General features: G+C 58.1%; 26 protein-coding genes. 20 read left to right on the forward strand and 6 right to left on the reverse strand.

The window, feature by feature from the left end:
- The first annotated feature begins 139 nt into the window (after nucleotides 1-139).
- From DRET_RS01165 to DRET_RS01240, 16 genes are all read left to right on the forward strand, one after another.
- A complete protein-coding gene (locus DRET_RS01165) occupies nucleotides 140-709 on the forward strand; it encodes an RsbRD N-terminal domain-containing protein (RefSeq protein ID WP_015750695.1) in 570 nt (189 codons plus the stop codon).
- A gap of 37 nt (nucleotides 710-746) precedes the next feature.
- Nucleotides 747-1,745: a sulfate reduction electron transfer complex DsrMKJOP subunit DsrM gene (dsrM, locus tag DRET_RS01170; RefSeq protein WP_015750696.1), complete on the forward strand. Its 999-nt coding sequence runs from the start codon at nucleotides 747-749 to the stop codon at nucleotides 1,743-1,745.
- A gap of 3 nt (nucleotides 1,746-1,748) precedes the next feature.
- Nucleotides 1,749-3,353, forward strand: coding sequence for a sulfate reduction electron transfer complex DsrMKJOP subunit DsrK (gene dsrK / locus DRET_RS01175; protein ID WP_015750697.1), 1,605 nt, complete (start codon nucleotides 1,749-1,751; stop codon nucleotides 3,351-3,353).
- 4 nt (nucleotides 3,354-3,357) lie between these two features.
- On the forward strand, nucleotides 3,358-3,777 hold the full coding sequence (gene dsrJ / locus DRET_RS01180; protein WP_015750698.1) for a sulfate reduction electron transfer complex DsrMKJOP subunit DsrJ: 420 nt from the start codon (nucleotides 3,358-3,360) through the stop codon (nucleotides 3,775-3,777).
- Complete coding sequence (gene dsrO / locus DRET_RS01185; protein ID WP_015750699.1) at nucleotides 3,770-4,546, forward strand: sulfate reduction electron transfer complex DsrMKJOP subunit DsrO; 777 nt, start codon at nucleotides 3,770-3,772, stop codon at nucleotides 4,544-4,546. Before dsrJ ends, dsrO begins: the two co-directional genes overlap by 8 nt.
- A 12-nt stretch (nucleotides 4,547-4,558) precedes the next feature.
- The gene (gene dsrP / locus DRET_RS01190) at nucleotides 4,559-5,719 is read left to right on the forward strand and encodes a sulfate reduction electron transfer complex DsrMKJOP subunit DsrP (protein WP_015750700.1); all 1,161 of its coding nucleotides are present in this window, start codon (nucleotides 4,559-4,561) and stop codon (nucleotides 5,717-5,719) included.
- A 357-nt stretch (nucleotides 5,720-6,076) separates the two neighbouring features.
- Nucleotides 6,077-6,265: a ferredoxin gene (locus DRET_RS01195; protein WP_015750701.1), complete on the forward strand. Its 189-nt coding sequence runs from the start codon at nucleotides 6,077-6,079 to the stop codon at nucleotides 6,263-6,265.
- Between the two features lie 313 nt (nucleotides 6,266-6,578).
- The gene (locus DRET_RS01200) at nucleotides 6,579-7,298 is read left to right on the forward strand and encodes a YkgJ family cysteine cluster protein (protein ID WP_015750702.1); all 720 of its coding nucleotides are present in this window, start codon (nucleotides 6,579-6,581) and stop codon (nucleotides 7,296-7,298) included.
- 3 nt (nucleotides 7,299-7,301) lie between these two features.
- Entirely contained in the window at nucleotides 7,302-7,649 is a 348-nt protein-coding gene (locus DRET_RS01205) for a hypothetical protein (RefSeq protein WP_015750703.1), read from the forward strand.
- Nucleotides 7,650-7,741: 92 nt separating this feature from the next.
- The gene (locus DRET_RS01210; RefSeq protein WP_015750704.1) at nucleotides 7,742-8,368 is read left to right on the forward strand and encodes a tetratricopeptide repeat protein; all 627 of its coding nucleotides are present in this window, start codon (nucleotides 7,742-7,744) and stop codon (nucleotides 8,366-8,368) included.
- A 229-nt stretch (nucleotides 8,369-8,597) separates the two neighbouring features.
- Complete coding sequence (gene dsrA / locus DRET_RS01215; RefSeq protein ID WP_015750705.1) at nucleotides 8,598-9,911, forward strand: dissimilatory-type sulfite reductase subunit alpha; 1,314 nt, start codon at nucleotides 8,598-8,600, stop codon at nucleotides 9,909-9,911.
- Nucleotides 9,912-9,927: 16 nt separating this feature from the next.
- The gene (gene dsrB / locus DRET_RS01220) at nucleotides 9,928-11,127 is read left to right on the forward strand and encodes a dissimilatory-type sulfite reductase subunit beta (protein ID WP_015750706.1); all 1,200 of its coding nucleotides are present in this window, start codon (nucleotides 9,928-9,930) and stop codon (nucleotides 11,125-11,127) included.
- A 62-nt stretch (nucleotides 11,128-11,189) separates the two neighbouring features.
- Nucleotides 11,190-11,429, forward strand: coding sequence for a dissimilatory sulfite reductase D family protein (locus DRET_RS01225; protein WP_015750707.1), 240 nt, complete (start codon nucleotides 11,190-11,192; stop codon nucleotides 11,427-11,429).
- Between the two features lie 11 nt (nucleotides 11,430-11,440).
- Nucleotides 11,441-12,832: a cobyrinic acid a,c-diamide synthase CobB gene (locus DRET_RS01230; protein ID WP_015750708.1), complete on the forward strand. Its 1,392-nt coding sequence runs from the start codon at nucleotides 11,441-11,443 to the stop codon at nucleotides 12,830-12,832.
- Nucleotides 12,833-13,262: 430 nt separating this feature from the next.
- Nucleotides 13,263-13,607 carry a DVU0772 family protein gene (locus DRET_RS01235; protein WP_015750709.1) on the forward strand — a complete coding sequence of 115 codons (345 nt, stop codon included), beginning with the start codon at nucleotides 13,263-13,265 and terminating at the stop codon, nucleotides 13,605-13,607.
- A gap of 251 nt (nucleotides 13,608-13,858) precedes the next feature.
- Nucleotides 13,859-14,509: a YkgJ family cysteine cluster protein gene (locus tag DRET_RS01240; RefSeq protein ID WP_015750710.1), complete on the forward strand. Its 651-nt coding sequence runs from the start codon at nucleotides 13,859-13,861 to the stop codon at nucleotides 14,507-14,509.
- A gap of 22 nt (nucleotides 14,510-14,531) precedes the next feature.
- Here DRET_RS01240 and DRET_RS01245 read toward each other — a convergent pair whose 3' ends face one another.
- Entirely contained in the window at nucleotides 14,532-15,809 is a 1,278-nt protein-coding gene (locus DRET_RS01245; RefSeq protein WP_015750711.1) for a BPL-N domain-containing protein, read from the reverse strand.
- Nucleotides 15,810-16,258: 449 nt separating this feature from the next.
- On the opposite strand from DRET_RS01245, the gene DRET_RS01250 reads away from it, so the two are divergent.
- From DRET_RS01250 to mutM, 4 genes are read left to right on the forward strand one after another with little or no spacing between them, the layout of a single operon-like run.
- Nucleotides 16,259-18,919 (forward strand): valine--tRNA ligase, encoded by a 2,661-nt coding sequence (locus DRET_RS01250; RefSeq protein ID WP_015750712.1) that lies wholly within the window; start codon nucleotides 16,259-16,261, stop codon nucleotides 18,917-18,919.
- Nucleotides 18,920-18,929: 10 nt separating this feature from the next.
- Nucleotides 18,930-20,465 (forward strand): uroporphyrinogen-III C-methyltransferase, encoded by a 1,536-nt coding sequence (cobA, locus tag DRET_RS01255; RefSeq protein WP_015750713.1) that lies wholly within the window; start codon nucleotides 18,930-18,932, stop codon nucleotides 20,463-20,465.
- Between the two features lie 47 nt (nucleotides 20,466-20,512).
- Nucleotides 20,513-21,202, forward strand: coding sequence for a phosphoribosylglycinamide formyltransferase (purN, locus tag DRET_RS01260; protein WP_015750714.1), 690 nt, complete (start codon nucleotides 20,513-20,515; stop codon nucleotides 21,200-21,202).
- 38 nt (nucleotides 21,203-21,240) lie between these two features.
- The gene (gene mutM / locus DRET_RS01265; protein ID WP_244147917.1) at nucleotides 21,241-22,167 is read left to right on the forward strand and encodes a bifunctional DNA-formamidopyrimidine glycosylase/DNA-(apurinic or apyrimidinic site) lyase; all 927 of its coding nucleotides are present in this window, start codon (nucleotides 21,241-21,243) and stop codon (nucleotides 22,165-22,167) included.
- A gap of 11 nt (nucleotides 22,168-22,178) precedes the next feature.
- On the opposite strand, the gene DRET_RS01270 is transcribed toward mutM, so the two are convergent.
- The 5 genes from DRET_RS01270 to DRET_RS01290 form a co-directional block, all read right to left on the reverse strand.
- A complete protein-coding gene (locus tag DRET_RS01270; protein ID WP_015750716.1) occupies nucleotides 22,179-22,886 on the reverse strand; it encodes a phosphoribosylanthranilate isomerase in 708 nt (235 codons plus the stop codon).
- An 87-nt stretch (nucleotides 22,887-22,973) separates the two neighbouring features.
- Nucleotides 22,974-23,522: a class I SAM-dependent methyltransferase gene (locus DRET_RS01275; protein ID WP_015750717.1), complete on the reverse strand. Its 549-nt coding sequence runs from the start codon at nucleotides 23,520-23,522 to the stop codon at nucleotides 22,974-22,976.
- Nucleotides 23,515-23,787, reverse strand: a complete 273-nt coding sequence (locus DRET_RS01280) for a hypothetical protein (protein ID WP_015750718.1) — start codon at nucleotides 23,785-23,787, stop codon at nucleotides 23,515-23,517. Before DRET_RS01280 ends, DRET_RS01275 begins: the two co-directional genes overlap by 8 nt.
- A 64-nt stretch (nucleotides 23,788-23,851) precedes the next feature.
- Complete coding sequence (locus DRET_RS01285) at nucleotides 23,852-24,514, reverse strand: HAD family hydrolase (RefSeq protein ID WP_015750719.1); 663 nt, start codon at nucleotides 24,512-24,514, stop codon at nucleotides 23,852-23,854.
- Between the two features lie 21 nt (nucleotides 24,515-24,535).
- Entirely contained in the window at nucleotides 24,536-25,606 is a 1,071-nt protein-coding gene (locus DRET_RS01290) for an AI-2E family transporter (protein WP_015750720.1), read from the reverse strand.
- Nucleotides 25,607-25,633 lie beyond the last annotated feature (27 nt).

A 25,633-nucleotide genomic window follows, 5' to 3' on the forward strand; every position in this document is an offset into this window, starting at 1 on the left:
GAAGCGGGCAAAGCGTGTCCCTGTCTTGACTGGACGCAAAGGGTTGTCTACAAAGACGCGGAGCACACGAATGTGAAATTCGGCACACATTGACGGGCTCCCAGGGCCCGCCGTTGACTGACGCAAAGGGGTATACACCGTGTTACAATCGACCCAGGATATGGGGCAACCGTTCGTCGATCTGCTCCGGTCCCATAAAAAGCCACTGCTCGAGCAGTGGTTTCACCGTATTTTGGCGACGTATCCCGATGATACGGCCAAATTTTACGGCAGCAAAAAGGACCCGTTCGCCAACCCGGTGGGCAACACGCTGCACAAAGAAATCGACGCCATTTTTGATGAGCTGCTCTTGGAGCAGAGCTCGGATCTTCTGCCGTCAGCGGTCGACGCCATTGTCAGAGTCCGCGCTGTCCAGGACTACACCGCCTCGGCAGCGGTTTCGTTCTTTTTGCTGCTCAAGGACGTGGTCCGGGAGAACGTGGGACAGGAGGCGCTGGACAACGGGCTGTACCTTGACCTGCTCGCCTTTGAGGGGCGGGTGGACCAGTTGTGCTTGCTGGCCTTTGACGCCTACATGCAGTGCCGGGAAAAAATCTGGTCCATGAAGGCCAATGAGGTTCAACAACGGACCAAAAACTTGTTGCGCCAAGCCAATATTGTGTGGACGGTTCCGGAGGACACTCCGGAGTCTGGTGGGGGACATCCCTAAAATAGTATTCAGGTACGAGGAAGTGAGGTAGGCGTTTATGAATGCTCTTTATTCCCTGGTCTTGGTTTTGGCCATGACAGCCGTAGCGGTGATAGGGGCCGGAGCGGCAGGGTGGCACTTCTTGTTTGGAGTGCTGATCCCCTACGTGGCGGTTGCTCTCTTTGTTGTCGGGTTTGTCTACAAGGTGGTGGACTGGGCGCGATCCCCGGTTCCCTTCCGGATCACGACGACCTGTGGCCAGCAGGAATCACTGCCGTGGATCAAGCAGAACAAACTGGACAATCCCTCGACAAATGCTGGCACGATCGGCCGGATGATCCTGGAAGTCCTGTTTTTCCGCTCCCTGTTCCGGAACACGAAGTTGCAGCTTGTCCAGGAAAAAGGACCCAAGCTGACCTACGGCTCCAGCAAATGGCTGTGGCTGTTCGCCCTGGTGTTCCACTGGTCTTTTCTGATCATTGTCCTGCGCCACATGCGCTTTTTCACGGAACCGGTCCCAGGTGTCTTCCTGGGCCTGGAAGCCCTGGACGGGATGCTCCAGATCGGGGCCCCGACCCTGTATTTGACCGATTTGTTGATCGTTGCCGGTCTGACGTATCTGTTCGTGCGCCGGGTGGTCGTTCCCCAAATCCGGTACATCTCGTTGCCGGCCGATTACTTCCCCCTGTTTTTACTGCTCGGGATCGCTCTGAGCGGTATTTTTATGCGCTACTTCGCCAAGACGGACATCATCGCGGTCAAGGAACTGACCATGGGCCTGGCGACCTTCAACCCCGTCGTGCCTGAAGCGGTGGGAGCGATTTTTTATGTGCACCTCTTCCTGGTCAGCATACTCCTTGTCTACTTTCCGCTGTCCAAACTGATGCACATGGGCGGGGTATTCATGAGTCCGACCCGGAATCTGCCCAATAACAACCGCATGCAACGGCACACCAATCCTTGGAACTACCCGGTCAAGGTCCACACGTACCAGGCTTACGAGGATGAATTCCGTGACGTCATGAAAGAAGCAGGAATCCCAGTGGAAAAGGAGTAAATAATGTCAGAGCTTCCGAAGCCCGAACACTTGGCGGATATCAACCATACCCCGCCGCGCCGCAATTGGATGGATATACCGGCTGAGTTCCGTCCCGGGACCTGGTGTTATCCCGCTGCTCCCAAGAATTTGAAATATCTCGGCTTCCCGAATCCCCGGGAATGGTCGCCCTTGGATGACGACTGGAAACTGCCCGAAAACTGGCAGGAAATCGTCCATCAGGGATTCCGTGAACGGCTGGACAAATACCGCTCGCTCAAGGTGTTCATGGACACCTGCGTTCGTTGCGGGGCGTGTGCGGATAAATGCCACTTTTTTGTCGGCGGCGGCGACCCCAAGAACATGCCGGTCCTGCGTGCCGAGCTGTTGCGCTCGGTATATCGCAAGGACTTCACCATGGCCGGCAAGATCATGAGCAAATTGACCGGCTCGCGCGTTTTGACCGAAGATGTGCTTAAAGAGTGGTTCCTGTATTTTTATCAATGCACGGAATGCCGGCGTTGTTCCGCCTATTGCCCCTACGGCATCGATACCGCCGAGATCACCATGATGGCCCGCGAACTGCTGCATCTGGTGGGCATCAACATCAACTGGATCATGGAACCGGCTGCCAATTGCAGCCGCACCGGCAACCACCTCGGCATCCCCCCGCATACGTTCAAGGATATCGTCGACTTCATGGTCGAGGACATCGAAGACATTACCGGCGTGAAGATCGACCCGCCCATCAATAAAAAGGGCGCGGACATCCTGTTTATCACCCCGTCCGGCGACGTTTTTGCCGATCCGGGGACCTATACCTTCATGGGCTATCTGATGCTCTTCCACGAGCTGGGGCTCAACTACACCTTGAGCACCTATGCCTCTGAAGGCGGGAACTTCGGCCTGTTCACCTCCCATGAAATGATAAAGCGCCTCAACGCCAAGATGTACGCTGAAGCCAAACGGCTGGGCGTCAAATGGATCCTCGGCGGCGAGTGCGGTCACATGTGGCGGGTGATCAACCAGTACATGGACACCATGAACGGTCCGGCTGATTTTCTGGAAGTGCCGCGTAACCCGATCACCGGGACGGTCTTTCACAATGCCCGTTCGACCAAAATGGTCCATATCACGGAGTTTACGGCCGACCTGTTGCAGCACAACGCCCTGAACCTGGACCCGAGCCGCAACGACCATCTCAAGGTGACCTACCACGACTCCTGCAACCCGGCCCGAGCCATGGGGCTCCTCGAAGAGCCGCGTCAGGTGATCAAAGGGGTCTGCAACAACTTCTACGAAATGCCGGACAATACCATCCGCGAGCAGACTTATTGCTGCGGCGGCGGCGCCGGCCTGAACACCGACGAATTCATGGAAATGCGTATGCGCGGCGGTATGCCCCGGGCCAATGCCGTCCAGCACGTCCATGACAAGTATGGTGTGAACATGTTGTCCTGTGTTTGCGCCATCGATCGGGCGACCCTGCCCCCGTTGATGGAGTACTGGGTGCCCGAGGTGGGCGTGACCGGGGTCCACGAACTCGTGGGCAACGCCCTGGTCATGAAGGGCGAAAAGAAGCGTGAGCTCGATCTGCGTGGCGAAGAGCTGCCGGAGAAGGAGGGCTAGGTAAATGTACGACGGCGGTAAAGTTATCACCGGATTGATCATTTTTGTCGGTTTGATGACCTTCCCTTTCTGGTTCAATCTTGGCAACGCCGCTTATGAGCGCCCTGAGTTGCAAGAGGTCAAGGACGCGGAGGAGTGCATCGAGCCCACCGAATACATGCGCACGGAACACATGCAATTGCTTAATGATTGGCGCGATTCCGTGGTGCGTGAAAAAAATCGGATCTATGTCAGCACCACCGGCAAGGAAGTGACCATGAGCCTGCAAAATACCTGCATGGACTGTCACACCAGCAAACAGGAATTTTGCGACAAGTGCCACAATTCGGCGGCGGTTTCGCCGTACTGCTGGGATTGCCATATCGCCCCCGAAGAGGAGCAGCAGGGGACCGAAAGTGCGCCTAAGGAGGAGTCCCATGGATAACACTCGGAGAAAATTCCTAAAAATAGCGGGGATGGCGGCAGCTGTCGGCATGGGCTCCGGAGTCGCTGGCTCGGCCGTGGCCTCCTACAAGCCGCATCTGTCCAAGCATGAACAGCGCAAAGAGGCCCTGGAAGGCAAACGGTGGGGGCTGGTCATCGATACCCGCAAGTTCAAGTCCCATAAGGATTTCGAACGGTGCATCGAAGCCTGCCATAAGATCCACAATGTTCCCGAGATAGAGGGCAACAAGGAAGTCAAGTGGATCTGGACGGACCACTTCGCGCACGTCTTTCCCGGCCAACCGAATCCGTATCTGGCCGAGCGGCTCGAAAATCAGGAATTCCTGTTGTTGTGCAACCACTGCGATAACCCGCCATGCGTCCGGGTTTGCCCGACCAGGGCGACCTTCCAGCGTGAGGACGGGATCGTGATGATGGATTTTCACCGCTGTATCGGGTGCCGCTATTGCATGGCCGGCTGTCCGTTTGGGGCCCGGAGCTTTAATTTCGGCGACCCCCGTCCGCACATTGAAGAGGAAAACACCGAGTTTCCCGCCCGGATGAAAGGGGTGGTGGAAAAATGCAACCTGTGCGCCGAGCGGCTGGCCGAAGGGAAGATCCCGGCCTGCGTGGAAGCTTCGGAAGGGGGAATCATCTTTGGCGACCTCGACGATCCGGATTCCGAGATCCGCAAGGTCCTCAAGGAGAATTACACCATCCGGCGCAAGGTGGATCTGGGAACCAACCCGAGTGTCTACTACATCGTATAGAGGGGCCGTCTTATGCTGGAAAAAGCGCTTTATGGAGATAAACGGTATTGGTCATGGGTGATTTTTCTCCTGGCCCTGATCGGGATCGGCAGCACCTTCTATTTCATGCAGCTGTCCCAGGGGTTAAAGGTCACCGGAATGAACCGGGATGTGTCCTGGGGATTTTACATCGCCCAATTCACCTATCTGGTCGGGGTTGCCGCTTCGGCGGTCATGCTGGTTTTGCCGTACTACCTGCACGGCTACAAAAAATTCAAAAACATGATTATCCTCGGTGAATTTTTGGCCATTGCCGCGGTGATCATGTGTCTGGGCTTTATCGTGGTTGACCTCGGCCAGCCCCAGCGGCTGATGAACGTGATCCTGCACCCCACGCCGAATTCGATCCTGTTCTGGGATATGATCGTCTTGAACGGCTATCTCATCCTGAACATCGTCATCGGCTGGACCACATTGCAGGCTGAACGCAAGGGGATCAGTCCGGCGAGCTGGGTCAAGCCGCTGGTCTATCTGTCCATTTTCTGGGCGTTCAGTATCCACACGGTCACAGCCTTCTTGTACCAGGGGCTGCCGGGCCGGCATTACTGGTTGACGGCGATCATGGCCGCGCGGTTTTTGTCCTCGGCCTTTTGTTCAGGGCCGGCGATCCTGCTCTTGCTGGCCTTGATCCTCAAGCGGGTCGCCAAGTACGATCCGGGCAAGGAAGCGGTGCAGACCCTGGCCAAAATCATCACCTACGCCATGTGCGTGAACGTCTTTTTCTTCCTGTTGGAAGTCTTTACCGCGTTCTACAGCAACATCCCCGGCCACTATACGCCGCTGGTGTATCTCTTTTCCGGTCTGCACGGACAAAGCGCCCTGGTCGGTTGGATGTGGGCGGCAGTCGTCTTTGCTGTTGTCTCCCTGGTCCTGCTTATTCCGCCGCGGTTTAGGAACAATCCGGAATTGTTGGTTCTGGCTCTCGTCTTCCTGGTCATGGCGACCTGGATCGATAAAGGGCTGGGCCTGATCGTCGGCGGCTTCATTCCCAATCCGTTTCATGGTGTGACGGAATACGGTCCGACCGGTCCGGAACTCATGATCGCCCTTATGATTTATGCCACAGGAGCCCTGGTACTGACAGTGCTCTGGAAGGTGGCCATCGGGGTCAAAAAGGAGATCGGCGCGGTCTGACCGTGTCGAGCCTCTCCAACGCCCGACAGCCCATCTCTGGTCACCCGGGGATGGGCTGTCGTCGTTTTGGCCTTGGCTCACAGAGCGCTTCTGAAAGACGCTGAGCGCGATCCTTGGAACGCAGCTGGGTGCCGCACGGGAGTGTTGCTGCCTGGAAAGAGGGGCCTCGGATTGCCGGAAATAGACGTGGCTTTCTTTTTTAAGCACCTGGAATTTCGTGGTTATTATGAAGTTGAGCGAAATTGGTGCTGGGCAGTTTACAGCCGAAAAGGAAATGTGTAATGCACTGCTGATGGCTGACCCCGTTTGGCGGGGCCTGACCAGTCCAAAATGCATTTTGAGAATTGGAGGTTTATTATGGGTTTCGTAGTGACTGTCGATGCTGAAAAGTGCACCGGCGATAGCGAATGCGTGGATGTCTGCCCTGTGGAAGTCTTCGAGATGCAGGACAACAAGGCTGTGCCTGTGAACATGGAAGAATGCCTCGGCTGTGAGTCCTGCGTCGAGGTGTGTGAAGCCGACGCTATCACCGTCGAAGAAGAATAGCAGCACGTTTTCCGCTCCACACGAGCCCCTGGAGAGTCAGTCTTCAGGGGCTTTTTTTGTCTCAAGGGGCGTTGGCGGCCACCGTCTTGCAAGCATCTGCTCGGAGTTGGTATCATGAATGCGAAATTTTCCGAGGGCATTTTGGGGGCATGTTTATTGAGTAAAATAAGCATTTTGGCTGCAAATTGACGCCCGCTGAGCTTTGGGGCAAAACGCCTTTCGAGGTACGCTCGTTGCCGACCACACAGAGGGGATATTTGGAGTCGGGCTGTGGAGGCGACGACAAGCAATCAGATGAAACCACGAGGGGACTATGCTCTACGATGAAGATTATTTTTTCGGAAAATATAGCCAGATCGCCGCAGGGGCGGATGCGGTCTTTGAACGGGTCAAAGCCGATTTTCCCAATGAGGTCCGGTGTGCCACAGGATGCTCGGACTGTTGTTACGCCCTGTTTGATCTGACCCTGGTTGAAGCCATGGCCTTGAATAAAGCGTTCCGGGAGACTCTGGATGAGGCGACCCGGGAGAAGGTGCTGGAACGGGCCAATAGCGCCGACCGGCAGACGGTCAAGATCAAACGAGAAGCCAATCACGCCCGCCAAAAAGGAGTGGCCCCAGAGGAGATCCTCCAGGAACTCGGCACCAAGCGGGTCCGTTGCCCGCTTCTTGAAGAGGACAACACCTGTTTGTTGTATAATAATCGCCCCATCACCTGCCGCCTGTACGGGATCCCCATGGTCTCGGGGGGGCAGACCCACACCTGTGGTTTGTCGGCATTCGAGCCCGGCGGTCAATACCCCACTGTGGATATGGACAAAATCACCGATCGTCTTCTTGCTTTGGCCCAGGAATTCAGCCAGAGCATCCCCACCAAGTTTACCCAGCTTGGCGAGGTGCTGATGCCTGTTTCCATGGCCCTGTTGACCGAGTTTGACGAGGAGTATCTGGGCATTCGTCCGGAACGTCTTCAAGAGTCGGCAGATGGGGGGCCGCAGGAATGGGTTCTCGGCACCGGGGCGGAAAAGGAGTAGCTGATGGACCAGGAGGCCCAGAAAAAGGCGATTTATGAACGTTTGTCGACCCGTCGGCGGAAATATGTCGACCGCATCGGCTATGACCGTTGGGATCCGTTCCAGGAACCCAAAGACCCCATTGACATTCGCCGTGAAGTGACCCGGCGCAGCGCCCAGGATTTGGCCCGGGATTTTTTTGCCGCCTGCACAGCTGAGGATCAGAATGCCGCCTACACCAACGGTGTGCGGGAGATGTGCAAGGGCATTGTGGCCAGTGAAGACCGTTGCCGTGGGATGTACGATTTCGCCCTGTGGTACCATGAGCAGATCAAAGCCATGGGCCTGGAAAAGGAGATGTGGGAGCGGTAGTTGTGCCGAGTCCTCATGCGATTTTTTGAATGTTGCCTATACACCAGTCTGGAATGTCCAGGCTCCTGGAGAAATAAGAGAAAGGAGAATCCATGTCCGAAAGTCAATTTGATATAGAGGCCTATATGAAGGACCAGCGGGAGCGTATTGCTGAAAACCCCAAAGACAGCGTGGCGCATTACAATTTAGCCACCGTGCTCATCGGCCGGGGGCAGCTCCAGGAGGCCGAAGACCACCTTAAACAGGCCATCCAGGCCGACCCGGAGCTTGCCGAAGCCTATGTGCAATTGGGCGGGCTGGCTATGCACCGCAACGATCTGGCCGCGTGCATGAGCTTTAACCAGCGGGCCACGGAAATCCGGCCCCGCTTCGCCGTGCCCCAGGGCAACCTCGGCTTTGTCCATCTGCAGCAGGGCAATGTCGATCAGGCTGTCAAACATCTCAAACGGGCGATCTCCCTGGATCCCCAATTTGTCCAGGCCATTGCAACACTGGGTAACGCCTATCTCATGGATGGCGATGTGGATGGCTGCATTGAGGAAAACCAGAAAGCGATCGATCTTCAGCCTACGTTTGGTCCGGCATACAACAATATGATGCTGGCTTATATGGAAAAAGGCGATTTTGCAAAGGCGTCTGCCTATTGCAAGCAAGCGGAAGAAAACGGTTTTGAGGTTGCCCAGAAAGTCAAGGACGATCTGGCGGAACACACCGCCTAGTCCACACCGGGCAAGCTGAAAAAAACTTGTTGTTCATGCGCCTTTTTGGTACCCCCGCATCTGACGGTTCAAGGAGGCATTGTGTCCGTCTTCACTGGGTTGGGTTGACAAACTTGTGTCGTTGTACGAAAAATCACAATGTTACCCAAGCTGGGAACCGTCGTGGTCGAGAGGGAGCCACGAAGGACTTAGCGGTTTAAACTAATCAGCCGTCAAAGGAGGATTGGCAATGGCAAAACACCAAACCCCATTGCTGGACCAGCTGGAAAGCGGTCCATGGCCGAGCTTTGTATCTGACATCAAACGGGAGTCTGATGCCCGGCACACGAACGAAAAAGGGGTGGAGTACCAGATCCCGGAAGACGTCTGCGACGATCTTCTGGGCGTGTTGGAACTCTCTTTTAAGGACGGGACAACCCACTGGAAGCACGGCGGCATCGTCGGTGTTTTCGGTTATGGTGGCGGCGTTATCGGCCGGTACTGTGATCAGCCGGAAATGTTCCCCGGCGTGGCCCACTTCCACACCATGCGTGTCAACCAGCCTGCCGGCAAGTACTACACCAGTGAGTACCTCCGTCAGCTGTGCGACCTTTGGGATTTCCGCGGCAGCGGTCTGACCAACATGCATGGGTCCACCGGTGATATCGTTTTCCTCGGTACCCGGACCGAACAGTTGGAAGAAATTTTTTATGAATTGACCCACAACCTGGATCAGGACCTTGGCGGTTCCGGGTCCAACCTGCGGACCCCGGCCTGCTGCCTGGGTGAATCCCGCTGCGAATGGTCCTGCTACAACACCCAGGAGCTCAGCTACCACCTGACCCAGGAGTACCAGGACGAGCTGCACCGTCCGGCCTTTCCGTACAAGTTCAAGTTCAAGTTTGACGGCTGCCCGAACGGCTGCGTGGCTTCCATCGCCCGTGCGGACATGTCCTTCATCGGGACCTGGGCCGACGACATCAAGATCGATCAGGAAGCTGTCCAGGCCTACATCGGCGGTGAGATCGCTCCTAATGGCGGCGCCCACGCCGACCGTGACTGGGGCAAGTTCGACATCCAGAAGGAAGTCATCGATCTCTGCCCCACAGAATGCATGTGGATGGAAGACGGCAAGCTGAAGATCAATGATCGTGAATGCACCCGCTGCATGCACTGCATCAATGTCATGCCCCGCGCCCTGCGCATCGGTGATGACCGCGGCCTGTCCATCCTGGTCGGCGCCAAGGCTCCCATCCTCGATGGCGCCCAGCTCAGTTCCATGCTTGTCCCCTTCATCAAGGCCGAAGAGCCCTATGACGAAATCAAGGAAGTCATTGAGAACATCTGGGACTGGTGGATGGAAGAAGGCAAGAACCGTGAACGCCTGGGTGAGCTGATCAAGCGTCAGGGCTTCCAGAAGCTCCTGCAATCCACCGGCATCAAGGCTCTGGCCCAGCATGTCCAGGAACCCCGCCACAACCCGTACATCTACTGGCACGAAGAAGAAGTGCCCGGTGGCTGGGATCGCGACATCAACGAATTCCGCAAACATCACCAGAGATAAGTAGGGGGGGTGCAACATGGCATTCATTTCTTCCGGATACAATCCAGACAAACCGATGGAAAACCGGATCACAGATATCGGTCCGCGCAAGTATACCGATTTCCTGCCTCCGGTTATCAAGAACAACTTCGGCAAGTGGGCCTGGCACGAGATCATTGAGCCCGGCGTGCTGATGCACAAGGCCGACAGCGGTGACGAAGTCTACACCGTGCGTTGCGGCGCCGCTCGTCTCATGGGTGTGCACACCATCCGCGAGATCTGTGACATCGCCGACAAGCATTGCGACGGCTACCTTCGCTTCACGACCCGGAACAACGTCGAGTTCATGGTCGACAGCAAGGACAAAGTCGAGCCGCTGAAGCAGGATCTGGCCAGCCGTAAGTTCGACGGCGGCAGCTACAAGTTCCCCATTGGCGGTACCGGTGCCGGTATCACCAATATCGTCCACACCCAGGGCTGGGTCCACTGCCACACACCGGCTACGGACGCTTCCGGCCCGGTCAAGGCGGTCATGGACGAACTCTTTGAAGAGTTCCAGCAGATGCAGCTGCCCGCCCAGGTCCGCATCTCCCTGGCCTGTTGCCTGAACATGTGCGGTGCCGTGCACTGCTCTGATATCGCCATTCTCGGGTACCACCGCAAACCCCCGCTGGTTGACGATGAGTACCTGGACAACCTCTGCGAAATTCCTCTGGCTGTCGCCGCCTGCCCCGTGGGCGCGGTCAAGCCGAAAAAGAAGGAAATCGTGGGTGAGAAGGGCGACACCAAGACGGTCAAGACCGTTGAAGTCAACGATGACCGCTGCATGTTCTGCGGGAACTGCTACACCATGTGCCCCTCCCTGCCCCTGGCTGACCAGGAAGGCGACGGTGTGGTCATCATGGTCGGCGGCAAGGTCTCCAACCGGATCTCCGCGCCGAAGTTCTCCAAGGTCGCCGTGGCCTTTATCCCCAATGAACCGCCGCGTTGGCCGAAGCTGTGTGAAGCCATCCACACCATCCTCAATGCCTACAAGGAAGGCGCCCGCAAGTACGAACGCGTGGGCGACTGGGCCGAGCGCATTGGTTGGGAACGCTTCTTTGAAGTCTGTGGCTTGGATTTCTCCCACCACCTGATCGACGACTTCCGCGATCCGGCGTACTACACGTGGCGCCAGACCACGAACTTCAAGTTCACGGAACAATCGGTCAAATATCCTGACATCAAAGCCGAATAAGTTCGGATATCTGGGCGCGGCCATTTGGCCGCGCCCTCACTTCAAAGAAGGGGAGGCACTCCATGGCCGACGAAGAAATCAAACAGAAAATTCTGGATGAGTTGAAAGCGAAATCCAAAAACAAATCCAAATTCTATTTCAGTGACCTGCAGAAAATGACCGGCATGAAGCCCCGTGAAGCCAAAAAGATCATCAATGTCATGGTGACCGATGGCGATCTGGTTTATTGGTCCAGCGGGTCGACCACCATGTATAGCCTGCCCGGCGCGGGCAAGCAGTCTGCTGCTGAGGGCGAGGACTAGGAACGAACATCGTGTCGCTGCACATGCCACGTCTGATCCTGGCCGGTTTGTCCGGGGGATCGGGCAAAACAATTCTGACTCTCGGCCTGTGCCGGCATTTCGCCCAGAACGGGTTTGTCGTGAAGCCCTTTAAAAAGGGTCCGGATTATATTGACGCCTCTTGGATGGCCTTGGCAGCCAATCGGAGTGCGTCGAATCTGGACCCTTTTCTTATGGACGCCAGCCTGATCCGATCGCTTTTTGCAGACGCCTCCCAAGGGGCGGATATGGCGGTGATCGAGGGCAACCGGGGGCTTTTTGACGGCAAAGATATTGAAGGATCCTGTTCCACGGCGGAATTGGCCAAGACCCTCCGTGCCCCAGTGATTCTGGTTGTGGACTGCACCAAAATGACCCGGACCACGGCAGCTCTGGTGCAGGGGTGCCATGATTTCGACCCAGAGGTGTTCCTTGCCGGAGTGGTCCTGAACAGGACTGCCGGACAACGCCACCGTCGCATTGCTCGCGAGAGCGTCGAGCGCTATACTGATGTCCCGGTGTTGGGAACGTTGCCCAAGCTGCGCGAGAATCCCATCCCTGAGCGGCACATGGGGTTGGTCTCTGACCAGGAATATGAGGCAGACGGGCCCTTGGAAGAACTTGGCCGGACAATTGCTGATTGGGTCGATGTCGAGCGCATCAGGGATATCGCCAGCTCAACGCCGGAGTTGCCGGTGGATACCGGCGTTTTGTGGCCCGAAGCGGTCACGCGGGAGACCGTGCGCATCGGCGTGGTCCGCGATGCAGCGCTGTGGTTTTATTACCAGGAAAATATCAAGGCCCTGGAGCATGCCGGTGCGGAAATTGTCCACATCAGTCTGCTTGATGATGCGGACTGGCCCGAGCTCCACGGTCTTTATCTCGGTGGCGGCTTCCCTGAAACGCTGGCCCCGCGCCTCAGCGCCCAGGAAGGGATCCGGCAGCGCGTTGGTGACCTGGCCCGGAGCGGGCTGCCCATCTACGCCGAATGCGGCGGTTTGATGTATTTGTGTCAGGAACTGGCGTACGAAGGCACAGTCTATCCCATGGCTGGGCTCTTCCCGGTCCGTGCCGAAATGGGGCGAAAACCCCAGGGGCATGGTTACACCAAGGCCCGGGTGGTTCTGCCCAACCCGTATCACCCCCAGGGCGCGGAAATCCCTGGTCACGAGTTCCACTATTCTCAATGCCATACCTTGCGCGGTGAGACCCCACCGCTGGCCTTCTTCATGGAACGGGGATGCGGAATCCAGGAAGGCTTCGACGGTTTCGTCTTTCAAAATACTCTGGCTTGCTATACCCATCTCCATGCCCTGAGTTCCCCCCATTGGGCCCCGAATTTCGTGTCCGCCGCCCTGGCCTATAAAACCTCCCTCCATGGTTGATTTCTCCGGTTGCGCACCTCCATAAGGATCGCGGAAACGGGATCATTTCCCAAGCTCTTCCAGCCTCTCTCAAGTTCCCCATGCCGGAAAAACAGTGCCTGAGACCAATCCCTGCCCGCGGCAACGGCCTTCAGCGACCGGGAGAGTGTGTCTCTTCGTTCGATGACCTCTGATGGCCAGGTTCCCAGAACGGTTGGCACTACGACCCAACACATGAGGCCCTGTTCACTGTCGCCATGGCCCCTTCCGGATCTCTTTGCCGAAAGCGGGCCGTCACGGTTGCGGTTCTGGCTCCATGGGGCCGTCCAGAGGCGGATTTGAGGTCCTGGGGAAATTCTGGATTCCGGTTTTGTCTCCCCAAAAAAACACTTGACCGGGATAGGAATAATTATTATTTCTATATTCAACGGAAACAAAAAGGGAGGATTATATGGGACAGCTGAGTAATTACAAAGATTTGCTTATAGATTGGGAAATGACCCCCGAAGAAGCCGTGACTCTGTACCTCGAATGGGGCAACAACCATCGCCGCGGTGAGCGGCCCCCGGTACGGTCCAAGAATGAGCATTCCAACTACTTCGTGGTCAGCAATTGGGAAAATCGACCCAAGGTCTACCTGGTGCGGCGCAACTCAGATGGTGCTGAAGAATTGGCGGAACTGCCGTTGCCGCCCACACTGGGTGAGCATTTCCAACAGGAAGTCGGTGGACACCGCGGTGTGTATCCTGTGAATACCGAAATACGCCAATGGCTTGAAAAGCAGCTTTTTGAATAAATCTCCTTCCAACCCCTTCCTCCTCTTGCACTAGCAGACGACAAAACGCCGGCGAAAGTCGGCGTTTTGTTTTTTCGGCAGGCGCAGCGCTTTTTTGGGGAGATATCGTCCAGAGGGTGGACACACGCCTGCAACTGCGAAGGGGGTATGGCCGCCTTTTCAAGGCGGCCAAAATAGCGTATATGCCAAATGGGCGTTGGTCCGGGAAATCCGGGCGAAAGCGCCCTTTTTTCTTGTCTCTTGGAGGGAAAATGGACGAACCACACTGCCAGCGGTGCGGGACCTGCTGCCGTAACGGTGGACCGGCTTTGCACAGCGAAGATGCGGTCCTGTATCGGGACCAGATTTTGCAAAAAAAACACCTGCTGACCCTGCGCCGGGGCGAGTGGGTGTATGACAATGTGCAGGGTCGTGTAGAACCGCTGGAACAGGAAATACTCCGGGTTGCCGGTAAAACGGGCAGCCAGGTCTGTATTTTTTTTCAGGACTCGGCCTGCGCCTGTGCGATTTATGCACGCCGCCCCCTTGAATGCCGGACATTGAACTGTCAGGCCCCGGAGGCATTAGCGTCATTGTATGCTCATGAGCGACTGACCCGATTTGATCTGATTGCTGCTGATTCCGGGCTTGGTGAACTCATGACCTGGCATGAAACGGTATGTGCTTATAGCCAAATAGCTGATGTGTGCGCCCGGTTGCGAGCGGGAAACGACCCGAAGGCGCGGCAGGAGCTTGAAGCGATCGTGCGCAAGGACATCAATGCACGGCAGACACTGCGTGAAAAAGGGGCATTGGACGAGCAGTCCCTGCGGTTCGTTTTCGGCCGGCCCTGCACGGAGACGTTACCGGCCTTTGGTGTACGGGTGGTTGCGGACCGTGAAACGGTGCAATTTTTGGTCTGATCCAGGGCCGAGCGCTTGTGGGTCACGGATTCAGGCAATAGTACAAAAGATTTTCCAAAACAGTGGTGAGTTCACCGCAAATGCCGCCTTGCCCGGGGAACGGGCCGATGAGCTTTTCGCGCACAGCCTGCGCCTCCTCACAGCCGCTGCGGATGGGAGTCGACCGTCCGGCGTGGGCCGTGGCAGCATAACGCTCCATCAGGAGGTAGGAGCGCATGAGATCTCGAAAGCGCAAGGAGAGGCGGTGGAAACGGGGAGCCGCAAAGGCCCAGTATCGAAGCGCTTGAGGCGTTGGAGGGAGGGCCTGAATCTGATGGGCCAGACCGTGCAGGGTGGACAGATGGAACCCCGGCAGACCGCGGCGCCAGCCTAAAAGCCATGGGCGGCGCCAGTTGAGCAGGAAGTGGCGCTGTCCCAGGGAGAGACAATCCTCCAGCAGGGGTAGAAAGGCGTGGAGCGTGGCGTCGTCCCATTGCCGTGGAAGGGAGGAGGGCTCCCATTCGGGGATCTCTGAGCCCAAGGCTTGCCCCGTGGCCCAAGAAAGAATATGACCGAGCCACCGGTTGGCCTGCGGGGAGCCGGGCGTTTCCAGATGCAGATAACTGATGATATACCGGCCCGCGCCCACTCGTCCGGTCAACACCGCCGGTTCACCGCGCAGGATGTCAGCGTTGAGGTTGATGCCGTAAAGGTCTTCCCAGGCAGGGAGATGGGCGTCAGGGATGTCCCGATAGGGAAGGTCAGCGACCCAGAAGTCTTCCTGGGGGGCTTGATAGCGAGCCAGGACCGTCAATTCTGCGCGGTCAGGGACGTCGAATTGCGATGGCCACCAGACTGGAGCCGTCAACGGGGCCTGGTCTTCGGGGGGGCACAATGGATGGTCCGTTGCCAACTCCAGCGCCATGTGTCCGCTGCAATTGACCAAGCGATCGGCGATCGGTTTCCGGCCACAGGGACAGAGGTGAAGGCTCTCGGCGGTATTCTCTGCATTGAGAGCCATGCCGGCTCCGCCACAGAAGCCGACATACATCCCTCCGTGGCGAAGATACTCGCGGATGGCTTCCCTGCCCTCGGTACCAAGATGAAGCGCCCGCTGCTTGGCCCAGCCTCCCGGAACGATCAGAGCGGCCGGGGCGTGGTGTTGCAGTGCTCCCCGGGCGATGTCACGGCCTCTGAGAACCAGGACCTCGGCACCGAGTTCGTTGAGTCCGCGCCATAAAAGCGTTCCCCACAATTGGGAATGGCCCCAGAACAAGGCGATGGTTGACTTTCCGCTCCTGGCGGCTAGGTTTTCGGCCATGTCCGCTCCCCTAGCAGCTGCCGGGCACAGGGGCAAGGTGGAGGCCAAGAATAGAGGTGGTTGGGGCCGGTTTTGTGATTTTGCCCCCGGTCTGGAAGAACTCGCTGCCAAGGCAGCCTAAGTTTCCTGCCCGCCGGGGCAGGGATCGCCGAGCAGTGGTTGCCTTGCGGAATATATTGCCGCGACCAAATTTCGAGCTGGCAGGAATCAACGCTGCCTAGTGAGCTCAGACAGCTTCCAGCCCGTGTTCAAAACCCCAGAACCGGTCCCGGCAGCAGGGGCTGCTTCTCGGAAGCAGGCTGGATCCAGACTTTTTCGGCTCGGTTTTGCGATTTTGCCCGGGCTGCCACCAATCTCCTGCGGCGGCGAAGACTTCCCGCTTGCCGCTGAACAGTGAAGGTCATTTTTTTTCAAGACGATATCTTTTTGAGGAAGAAGCGGAGCACACCATGGCTGAAGCACATCTCTCCAAGGGCTATGAACCCAAGGACGTTGAAGACCGGTGGTTGGACCACTGGCGCGAGAACCAGACATTTTCTCCGGACGCCGAACTGGAGGACGGACAACCTCCCTACAGCATCGTTATTCCGCCGCCCAACGTCACCGGCACGCTGCATATGGGGCACGCCCTCAATTTGACGCTCCAGGATATATTGTGCCGTTATAATCGGCAAAAGGGGAAAAAGGTCCTCTGGGTGCCGGGCACTGATCACGCCGGCATCGCGACCCAGAATGTGGTCGAAAAAGCCCTGGCCCAGGAAGGGACAACCCGCCAGGAACTCGGCCGGGAAGCGTTTGTTGAGCGCGTTTGGCAGTGGAAAGAGGAGTATGGCGGCAAGATCCTGAACCAGATCCAGCGCATGGGCGCTTCCGTGGACTGGTCCCGGCTCCGTTTCACCATGGATGAAGGCTTGTCCCGGGCGGTGCGCGAAGTCTTCGTCCAGTTGTATGAAGACGGGCTGATCTACCAGGGCAATTACATTATCAATTGGTGTCCCCGCTGCCACACCGCTCTGGCCGATCTGGAAGTGGAGTACGCGGAAAAAGAAGGCGGTCTCTACGAAATCCGGTATCCGCTGGCTTCCGGCGAAGGCCATCTGGTCGTGGCCACGACGCGCCCGGAAACCATGCTCGGCGACACGGCCCTGGCCGTGCATCCGGAGGATGAGCGGTTCAGTCACCTCATCGGCCAGACCGCCATTGTTCCCCTGGTCGAACGGGAAATCCCGATCATCGGCGATTCCTATGTCGATCGCGAATTCGGGACCGGCTGTCTCAAGGTCACGCCGGCCCACGATCCCAACGACTTTGAACTCGGGCGCAGCCACAGCCTGGACTCGGTCCGGGTCATTGACGACGCCGGGATCATGACTGAAGCGGCCGGATCGGCCTACGCCGGCTTGGACCGGTTCGCGGCCCGCAAGCAGGTGGTCCGGGATCTCGAGGCCCAGGGGGCGCTGGCAAGCCAGAAGAAATATCTGCACAACGTCGGGCATTGCTACCGCTGCGACACTCCGATCGAGCCCACGGTCTCCAAGCAATGGTTTGTGGCCGTTGGCCCCCTGGCCAAGCGGGCCCGCGACGCCGTAGCCGACGGAAAGACCCGAATCGTGCCCGGCAATTGGGATAAGACCTATTTTGAATGGCTGGATAATATCCGGGATTGGTGCATTTCGCGTCAGATCTGGTGGGGCCACCGTATCCCGGCCTGGACTTGCCAGGAGTGCGGCAAACTCATTGTCAGCCGCGAGGACCCCACGGTATGTCCCGATTGCGGCCATACCAGCCTGCACCAGGACGAAGATGTCCTGGACACCTGGTTTTCTTCGGCCCTGTGGCCGTTTTCCACGCTGGGCTGGCCGGACGAGACCCAGGAGTTGGCAACCTTTTATCCGACTTCGGTTTTGGTCACCGGCTTCGATATTCTCTTTTTCTGGGTCGCCAGGATGATGATGATGGGACTGCACTTCAAGGACGAGGTCCCGTTTCACGACGTGTATATCCATGCCCTGGTCCGGGATGAGGACGGCCGGAAGATGAGCAAATCCACGGGGAATGTCATCGATCCCCTGGATATGGTTGCCAAATACGGCACCGACGCCTTGCGGTTTACGTTGACCGCGTTTGCGGCCATGGGCCGGGATATCAAGCTCTCCGAGAAGCGCATTGAAGGCTATCGCCATTTCATGAACAAGATCTGGAACGCGGCCCGCTTCGCGTTGATGCACCTGCCTGGGGACATGGGTGAACCCGAGCCGGATCCCTCTGACTCCCTGGTCCACCGCTGGATCCTGCATCGCCTGGAAGAGGTCAAGCAGGCGGTGGGGGCGGCCCTGGAAGAATACCGGTTCAATGATGCGGCCCAGGAACTCTACCAGTTTGTCTGGCACGAGGTCTGCGACTGGTATCTGGAAATGGTCAAGCCGGAACTCTACGGCGAAGACGAAGCGGCCAAAAACAGGGCCAGAAGTGTGCTGCACACGGTGCTGCGAGAAGTCCTGGTCCTTTTGCATCCGACCATTCCGTTTATCACCGCGGAAATCTGGAACAGCCTGCCCGGTGTGGGCGAGCGTGACCTGGCCGTGGAGCCGTTACCCGCCAGCCGCCCGCACCTGGAAGATTCGAGCGTCCAGGAATCCATGGAATTCGTCCAGGAAGTGGTTGTCAGTGTTCGGACTATACGCGGCGAACTGAATATCAATCCCTCCTTACCCCTGACCACGCTGGTGCGCACCAACGGCGAACAAGCCGATGTCCTGCGCGGGCAGGAGGAGGTCATCCGCTTTTTGGCCCGGATCGATTCACTCCAGGTGGATGCAGAACTGGAGGCTCCCAAGGGGGCTGGGACAGCGGTGGTCCGCGGGGCTGAAATTTTTGTCCCGTTGGAGGGGATCGTAGATTTTGACGCGGAACTGGCCCGCCTGGAAAAGGAACTCGCCAAACTCGACAAGACCCTGCAAGGGATTCAAGGCAAGTTGGCCAACGCGAATTTCGTGAACAAGGCGCCGGCCGCTGTTGTGGACAAGGAAAAAGCCAAAGCGGCGGAACTCGAAGAGAAAAAGGCCAAAATGGTTACCCTGCAGCAACGCTTGCAGGTCATGAGCGGATAAAGGGGAGTGTATGGCGTGCGTGTATCTCTTGGGAGCCGGCCCGGGCGACCCCGGCCTGTTGACCCTCAAAGCCAAGCGCATTTTGGAGACGGCTGATGTGGTCGTCTACGATTATTTGGCCAACAAAGCCTTTCTCAATTTCTGCCGCCCCGAGGCGGAGATCCTGTATGTAGGCAAGAAAGGTGGGGACCACACCCTGCCCCAGGACAAAATCAACGACCTTTTGGTGGAAAAGGCCAAAGCGGGGAAGGTCGTCGCCCGGCTTAAGGGCGGAGACCCGTACGTTTTCGGGCGCGGCGCCGAAGAAGCCGAAGAGTTGCTCGAGGCCGGGATGGACTTTGAAGTCGTGCCAGGGGTGACCTCTGCCGTGGCCGGTCCCGCCTATGCCGGCATCCCGTTGACGCACCGCAAGTACGCCTCCTCTGTTTCCTTTATCACCGGTCACGAAGATCCGGATAAACCAGAGAGCGCGCACAATTGGCAGGCCCTGGCCGCCGGGACGAGCACTCTGGTCTTTTTCATGGGCGTGAAAAATTTGCCCCATATCAGTTCGAGTTTGATCGCCAACGGGATGGATCCGGAGACCCCGGCCGCGTTGGTACGCTGGGGAACGACCTGCGAACAGACCTCTTTGGCTGCTCCTCTGCACGCTATTGCCGAGGAGGCTCAAAAGCAGGGGATGCGCCCGCCAGCGCTGCTCGTGGTGGGGCAGGTGGTGCGTTTGCGGGAGACCCTGGGCTGGTTTGAGAAGAAACCCATGCTCGGATGCCGGGTGGTGGTCACCCGGGCCCGGGAACAGGCGAGCAGCTTTTTGTCCCTGCTCGAAGAAAAAGGGGCCTGCTGCCTCCAATTTCCGACGATCGCGATTGAAGCCCTGCCCGATTACGGGGAAGTCCAAGAGGCCATAGGGACGCTCGCTGAATACGATTGGCTCATTTTCACCTCGGTCAATGGGGTGATCTGGTTCTGGAAGGAGTTGCAACGGGCCGGACTCGACAGCCGGGCCCTGGGGGGACGGCAGGTGGCCGCCATTGGCCCGGCCACTGCCGACAAGCTCCGGGAGAAGGGGATCGAACCGGATTTTGTGCCTGAGAAGTATGTGGCGGAGCATGTGGTCGAAGGCCTTCTCGCCCGTGGTGTCGCCGGCAAGAAGGTGTTGCTGCCCCGGGCTGAAGTCGCCCGGGAGGTGCTGCCCCGGCAGCTCCGAGAAGCCGGAACCGAGGTTCGCGTCCTGCCGGTGTACCGCACCGGGCTGGCCCAGCAAGGCGAGGAAGAGGCCCAATTGCTTGAGGACTTGCAGGCTGGAAAGGTCCAATATGTGACCTTTACCAGTTCTTCGACGGTGGAGAATTTTTTCAGCCGCATCCCGGCCGAGACCATCGCCCCGTATGTTGGGACATCGCTGCGTCTGGCCTGTATCGGGCCGATTACGGCGAACACCCTGCAGCAGTATGGATTTACGGCGCAGGTGGAGCCCGAGGAGTACACCATCCCGGCCCTGGCCCAGGCCTTGGAAGAGGATTGCCTCCATTTCAGGGGCCAGTAACGGGATTGTGCCGTTTTCCAGAACGTTGTTACCGACCGAGACTTTCCATGTCTGAACCCATGCCGTTGGCTGTCCTCGTCTCCGGGGGGGGCTCCAACCTCCAATCGCTCATCGACAGTATCGAGGCTGGACGCGTTCCGGCGCGTATTGTTCTGGTGCTCGCCAATACGCCTGACGCGTATGGCCTCGTTCGCGCCGAAAAGCACGGCCTGCCGACGGCTGTCGTGCCCCACACTGCCTATCCGGACCGTGAAAGCCATGACCGTGATGTGGTGGCCGCCATCCGGGCTGCCGGGGCCGAGGCCGTTGTCCTTGCAGGGTACATGCGGCTCTTGTCTCCGTTTTTTATCCAGGCCTTTCCCCAGCGGATTTTGAATATCCACCCGGCGTTGCTCCCTGCGTTTCAAGGATTGCATGGGCAACACCAGGCAGCGGAGTATGGGGTCAAGCTCGCCGGAGCCACTGTCCATTTTGTGGATGAGGAATTGGACAACGGTCCGATCATTATCCAGGCCGCCCTGCCGACCCAGGAGGGTGACGACGGTGATACCTTGGCCCAGCGAATTCTGCATCTCGAACACCGGATCTATCCCCAGGCGGTCAAGTGGCTGGCAGAAGGCCGCTTGCAGATTCGCAAGCGGCACGTCGTTGTCGACAACGCCCCGGATCCCGGGCCTGCCCCCGGGAGTGACGCATCTGTCTGCCTCTTTGCTCCTGGACTGGAGCCCGGGATGTAGTGCCGAGAACCGGGCACGGAGTCACGGCTTGAACACAAATGGAAGTCGTCCTGCCCGGAGGCGTTGTCTCTGCCTGGGCGCCTGGGACCTGGAACGGGGAGATCCTCCCGCCCTGCGAACGCGGAATACTCGAGACGGCCATGCCGGAATTGCCAGAAGTGGAAACCATCGCCCGGGGGCTCGATGCGGCTCTCACGGGGCAGCATATCGCCAGCGTGCATCTGCGCCGTGATGCGGTCGCCTGCGGTGATGCACAGCGGATACGCGAGGATGTCCCGGGGCGGTGTATCAAGCGGGTCTGGCGGCGGGCGAAATTGCTGCTTGTGGATTGTGTTCCCGATCGGCACCTGGTCTTCCATCTCAAAATGAGCGGCAAGCTCCTGCTCGGCGGTCCCCTTGCCGGACAGGAAAAGCACGTCCAGGCCTGGTTCGGGCTGCAAAGCGGCGAATCCTTTGTCTTTCAGGATGTCCGCAAGTTTGGGTATATCCGGCTCTTTGACGGGGCTGAACTCGCCAAGTGGCCGTTTTTCGCCAGTCTGGGCCCGGAACCTTTCGACCTCGACGGCCCCGGCTTTGCCCGGATCCTGTCCGGACGCCGGGCGCGGATCAAGAGTCTGCTGCTCGACCAGACGGTCATCGCCGGGATCGGCAATATTTACGCCGATGAAGCGTTGTTTCGCGCCGGCATCCACCCCGCTACACCGGCGGATCGCCTTTCCCCGGGAGCCCTGAATCGTTTGGTCTACGCCCTGCATGCGGCCCTGAATAAGGGATTCGCTTCGGGCGGCTCCTCGCTGCGCGATTACGTCGACGCCCTGGGCAAGCGGGGCTCCCACCAGAATGAATTCCAGGTCTACGGGCGATGCGGTGCATCATGTCCCTGTTGCGGTCGCTGTCTGGAGCGAACCACCGTGGCCGGCAGGACCTCGACCTTTTGCCCCCGGTGTCAACCCCTTTCTGACTAAGCCCTTCCTTTTCAGTCCTGCGTCTTGAGCAGGGCGAATCCCTTCCGTGCTTCCCGAACAAATGCCTGTACCCGATCGGGGTCTTTGCGCCCCGCATGGTCCTCGACACCTGTATGAGCGTCCACACCGGCCGGGCGAACTGCGGCAATCGCCGCTGCCACATTGTCCGCTGTGAGCCCTCCAGCCAGAATCACGGGCCTGGGGGCCGCACGCACGATGGCCGCGCTGGTTTGCCAGTCATGGATATAGCCGGTCGCACCACTTGCACCGGTGGTGGGGTCGAATGTGTCGGTGAGAAAACCGTCGACAAAAGGGGCGAGCCTCTGGAGCTGCTGCGCCAGCTGGTCCAGTGGGTCACGTCCGATGACCAGGCTGTGGAGAATACCCAGCTCAGGGGCCAGGCGGCGAAGCTCTTGGAGTGCGCCCAAGGGCATTGGGGCATGGAGTTGGACGGCGGCCACCCCCAGGGTATGACACAAGCCGACGATCGCTTCTGGGGTGGTTTCGTAGGTAATGCACACAGCCCGGGCGTGGATGCCGGTTTTCCGGATCAATTCGGCGGCAGAGGCTTCGCTCAGGTCTGGGGCGTGGACTGGCAGCCGGAAGGGAAATCCAAGATAATCCACTTCCGCCTCAAGAAGCAGGCGGACTTCTTGTTCATCCCGGATACCGGCTATTTGGATGCACGGGGCATGGAAAGGCAGGCGGGATGCGGCCATGACAGAGGCTCTTTGGTTAGAGGGCTCGGTTGGTGGAATTGGGCGCGTCCTGGATCGGCTCCCTCGAAGACAACGCAAGGCGCCTGCTTAGTCCCGATAGGCGACCAGCGAGGCGAGGCACTCGGTGTCGGAGAAATGTTCCCGATAGAACACAATGCGCAAGTTGCTGAAAGAGCGCACTAATTCGTTGGGGCGCAGGAGGTGGTCGCGATTCGAGGTCATTTGGGGACAGTCCCGGCGAGGGTCGTCCAAAAGGGTGTGAATGAGAAGGACACCGCCGGGCACGAGGGCCTCGGCAAGGTAGGGAAAGAGCCGTCGATCCAGAAATCGAACGGTGAGCACGAGGTCGAAGCGTTCGGCTGGGGGGCGGTAGGTGTCGAGATCGGCCTGGACCGGATGGATTCGGGGGTGGCCTCGCTCCTGCAAGCGCTGTATGGCCGCATCGGCAATATCCACGCTGTATACCTGGTAGCCTTTGTCGGCCAGGAAGGCAGCATTGGCCCCCGTCCCGCCGGCCAGGTCGAGAGCGGTCTTGCCTTCCCCATCGGGAACATGGTCTGGAAGCAAGGCGCAAACCCGCTCCGGCGGCGGGTTGTTGCGGTATCTGTCGTTCCAGCGGGTGCGGTCTTTATCCATGTTTCTGGGGATCCTCGCTGCCAAAGAGAAGGTGTTTGGCGATCTCGAAATCGTAAAACTGGAGCGGGTCCTTCAACTCGCCTTCATACATCTGCGAGGCCTGTCGGACGTCTTCGTAGGAGAGCCAGCCGTGGCGCTGCCAGACATCGGGCTCTTGTTCATTGCACAGTCTGAACTGGATGACGCCGTCGTGATCCCGGACGTACATTTTGACCTGCCGGTTGTTCGGGACCGGAAAATAGTACGTCCCTCGGAAATCCTGCATGCATGCGCTCCTTCTGGGTTCAATGTTGGTAAAGACTGAAGATCGGTGTGAACAATGCGGTATTTCAGTGTTCGGGAAAGAGAAGCTGGACCAATTGATCGGGAGATTTGATGAGTTCCTGGGCCCCGTTTTCCGTGAGTTCCGGCGCATCGCGAAATCCCCACAAGACACCGATGGTCAGGACCTCGGCCGCGCGGCCGGTACGCACGTCCACCGCGGAGTCGCCGACAAACAGGCAATGCGATTTGTCGAGGCCAAAAGAGGACATCAGTTCCAGCAAGGCGGTGGGGTCCGGTTTTTTGGGAACATTGTCTCTGGCCCCAATGACCGCGTCAAACAAGTCGGGGTCAAAGAAATGGGCCACAGTCTCCTCGGTGTTCGCCTGCGGTTTGTTGGACAAGATGTTCAACCGCATGCCTCTGGCTTTGAGTGTGGCCAGCATGTCCGGGACACCGGGATAGGGATGGGTCTTGTTCGCCCAGTTCCGGGCGTAGCTGTCCTGCATCTGGGCCAGACAGTGGCGGATGTGTTCCGGAGAACGGGCGTGCTCGGGCAGGGCCTGGCGTACCAGGGCCTCCATGCCTTTGCCGACGAAGTAGCGGTACGCCTGAACCGGGTGGGGCGGGTGGCCGTTGTGCTCTAAAACCGAATTCATGGAGTCGGCCAGATCGTCCAAGGTGTTGAGCAGGGTCCCGTCGAGATCAAAAAAGACTGTTGAATAGGGCATAGGTACTCAAATTGGGCCGGATTATTTTGGGGCCGGCGGCTGGGGCTGGCCAGCGCGAGGCCAGGCGTTGATGATAGATTGGACCAAAGTGGCCAGGGGAATGGCAAAAAAGACCCCCCAAAAGCCCCAGATGCCTCCGAAAAAGAGGATGGCCACAATGATGGCCACAGGATGGAGATTGACCACTTCACTGAGCAAAAGGGGCACGAGCAGGTTGCCGTCCAGAATCTGCAAAATGGTGTACCCGATGATAGCGTAGATAAATTCCTGCCCCCAACCCCATTGGAAGTAGGCGACCAGGGCCACGGGCAGGGTCATGACCGTGGCGCCGACATAGGGCACGATGACGGATATCCCAACAAGAAAGCTAAGTAAAATAGCATAGTTGAGGTCGATGATCAGAAACAGGCCGTAGGCCGCGCCCCAGACAATGAGGATCTCCCAGACTTTGCCCCGGACGAAATTGCCGATCTGGCGGTCGACGTCGTGCCAGATCCGGCGGGTCAGGGTATAGTCTTTGGGCATGAACATCTTGATGTAATTGATGATCTTGGATTTATCCTTCAGGAAGAAAAAAACCATGATCGGGACCAGGATCATATAAATCAGCAGATTAAACAGCGACCGGACGGAGGCCAGGGAAATGGAGAGCACCCGTTGCCCCAGACCGGTGAGCTGGGATTTCAGGGCAGCGACCACATCCAGGATCTGGTCTTCGGTGATAAATTTCGGATAGCGCTCCGGCAGACGCATGAGTTCACGTTGGCCAGCAGCGAGCATGGACGGCAGTTCCTGAAAAAATTGCACAATCTGTTGCGACAGCAGCGGTAACAATCCAAGTACAAGAAAAAAGAGAAAAAAGACGAATATGAGAAAAACGAGGCACACGGCGAGCATGCGCGGGACGCGGCGGTTTTCCAGAAAACGGACCAGTCCCTCCAGAAGGTAGGCCAGGACCACGCTGGCCAGCACCGGTGCGATGAGATCGCCCACCGTCATGATCAGCAGGATGCAGCTGATCAGAATCAAGGCCAAAATGACGACCTGGGGGTCGGAAAAGTGGCGGCGAAACCATTCGCGGATGAGGTTCACAACGAATATCCTTCGTGCTGATTGGTG

It is taken from the genome of Desulfohalobium retbaense DSM 5692 (assembly GCF_000024325.1).
Taxonomy (GTDB): domain Bacteria; phylum Desulfobacterota; class Desulfovibrionia; order Desulfovibrionales; family Desulfohalobiaceae; genus Desulfohalobium; species Desulfohalobium retbaense.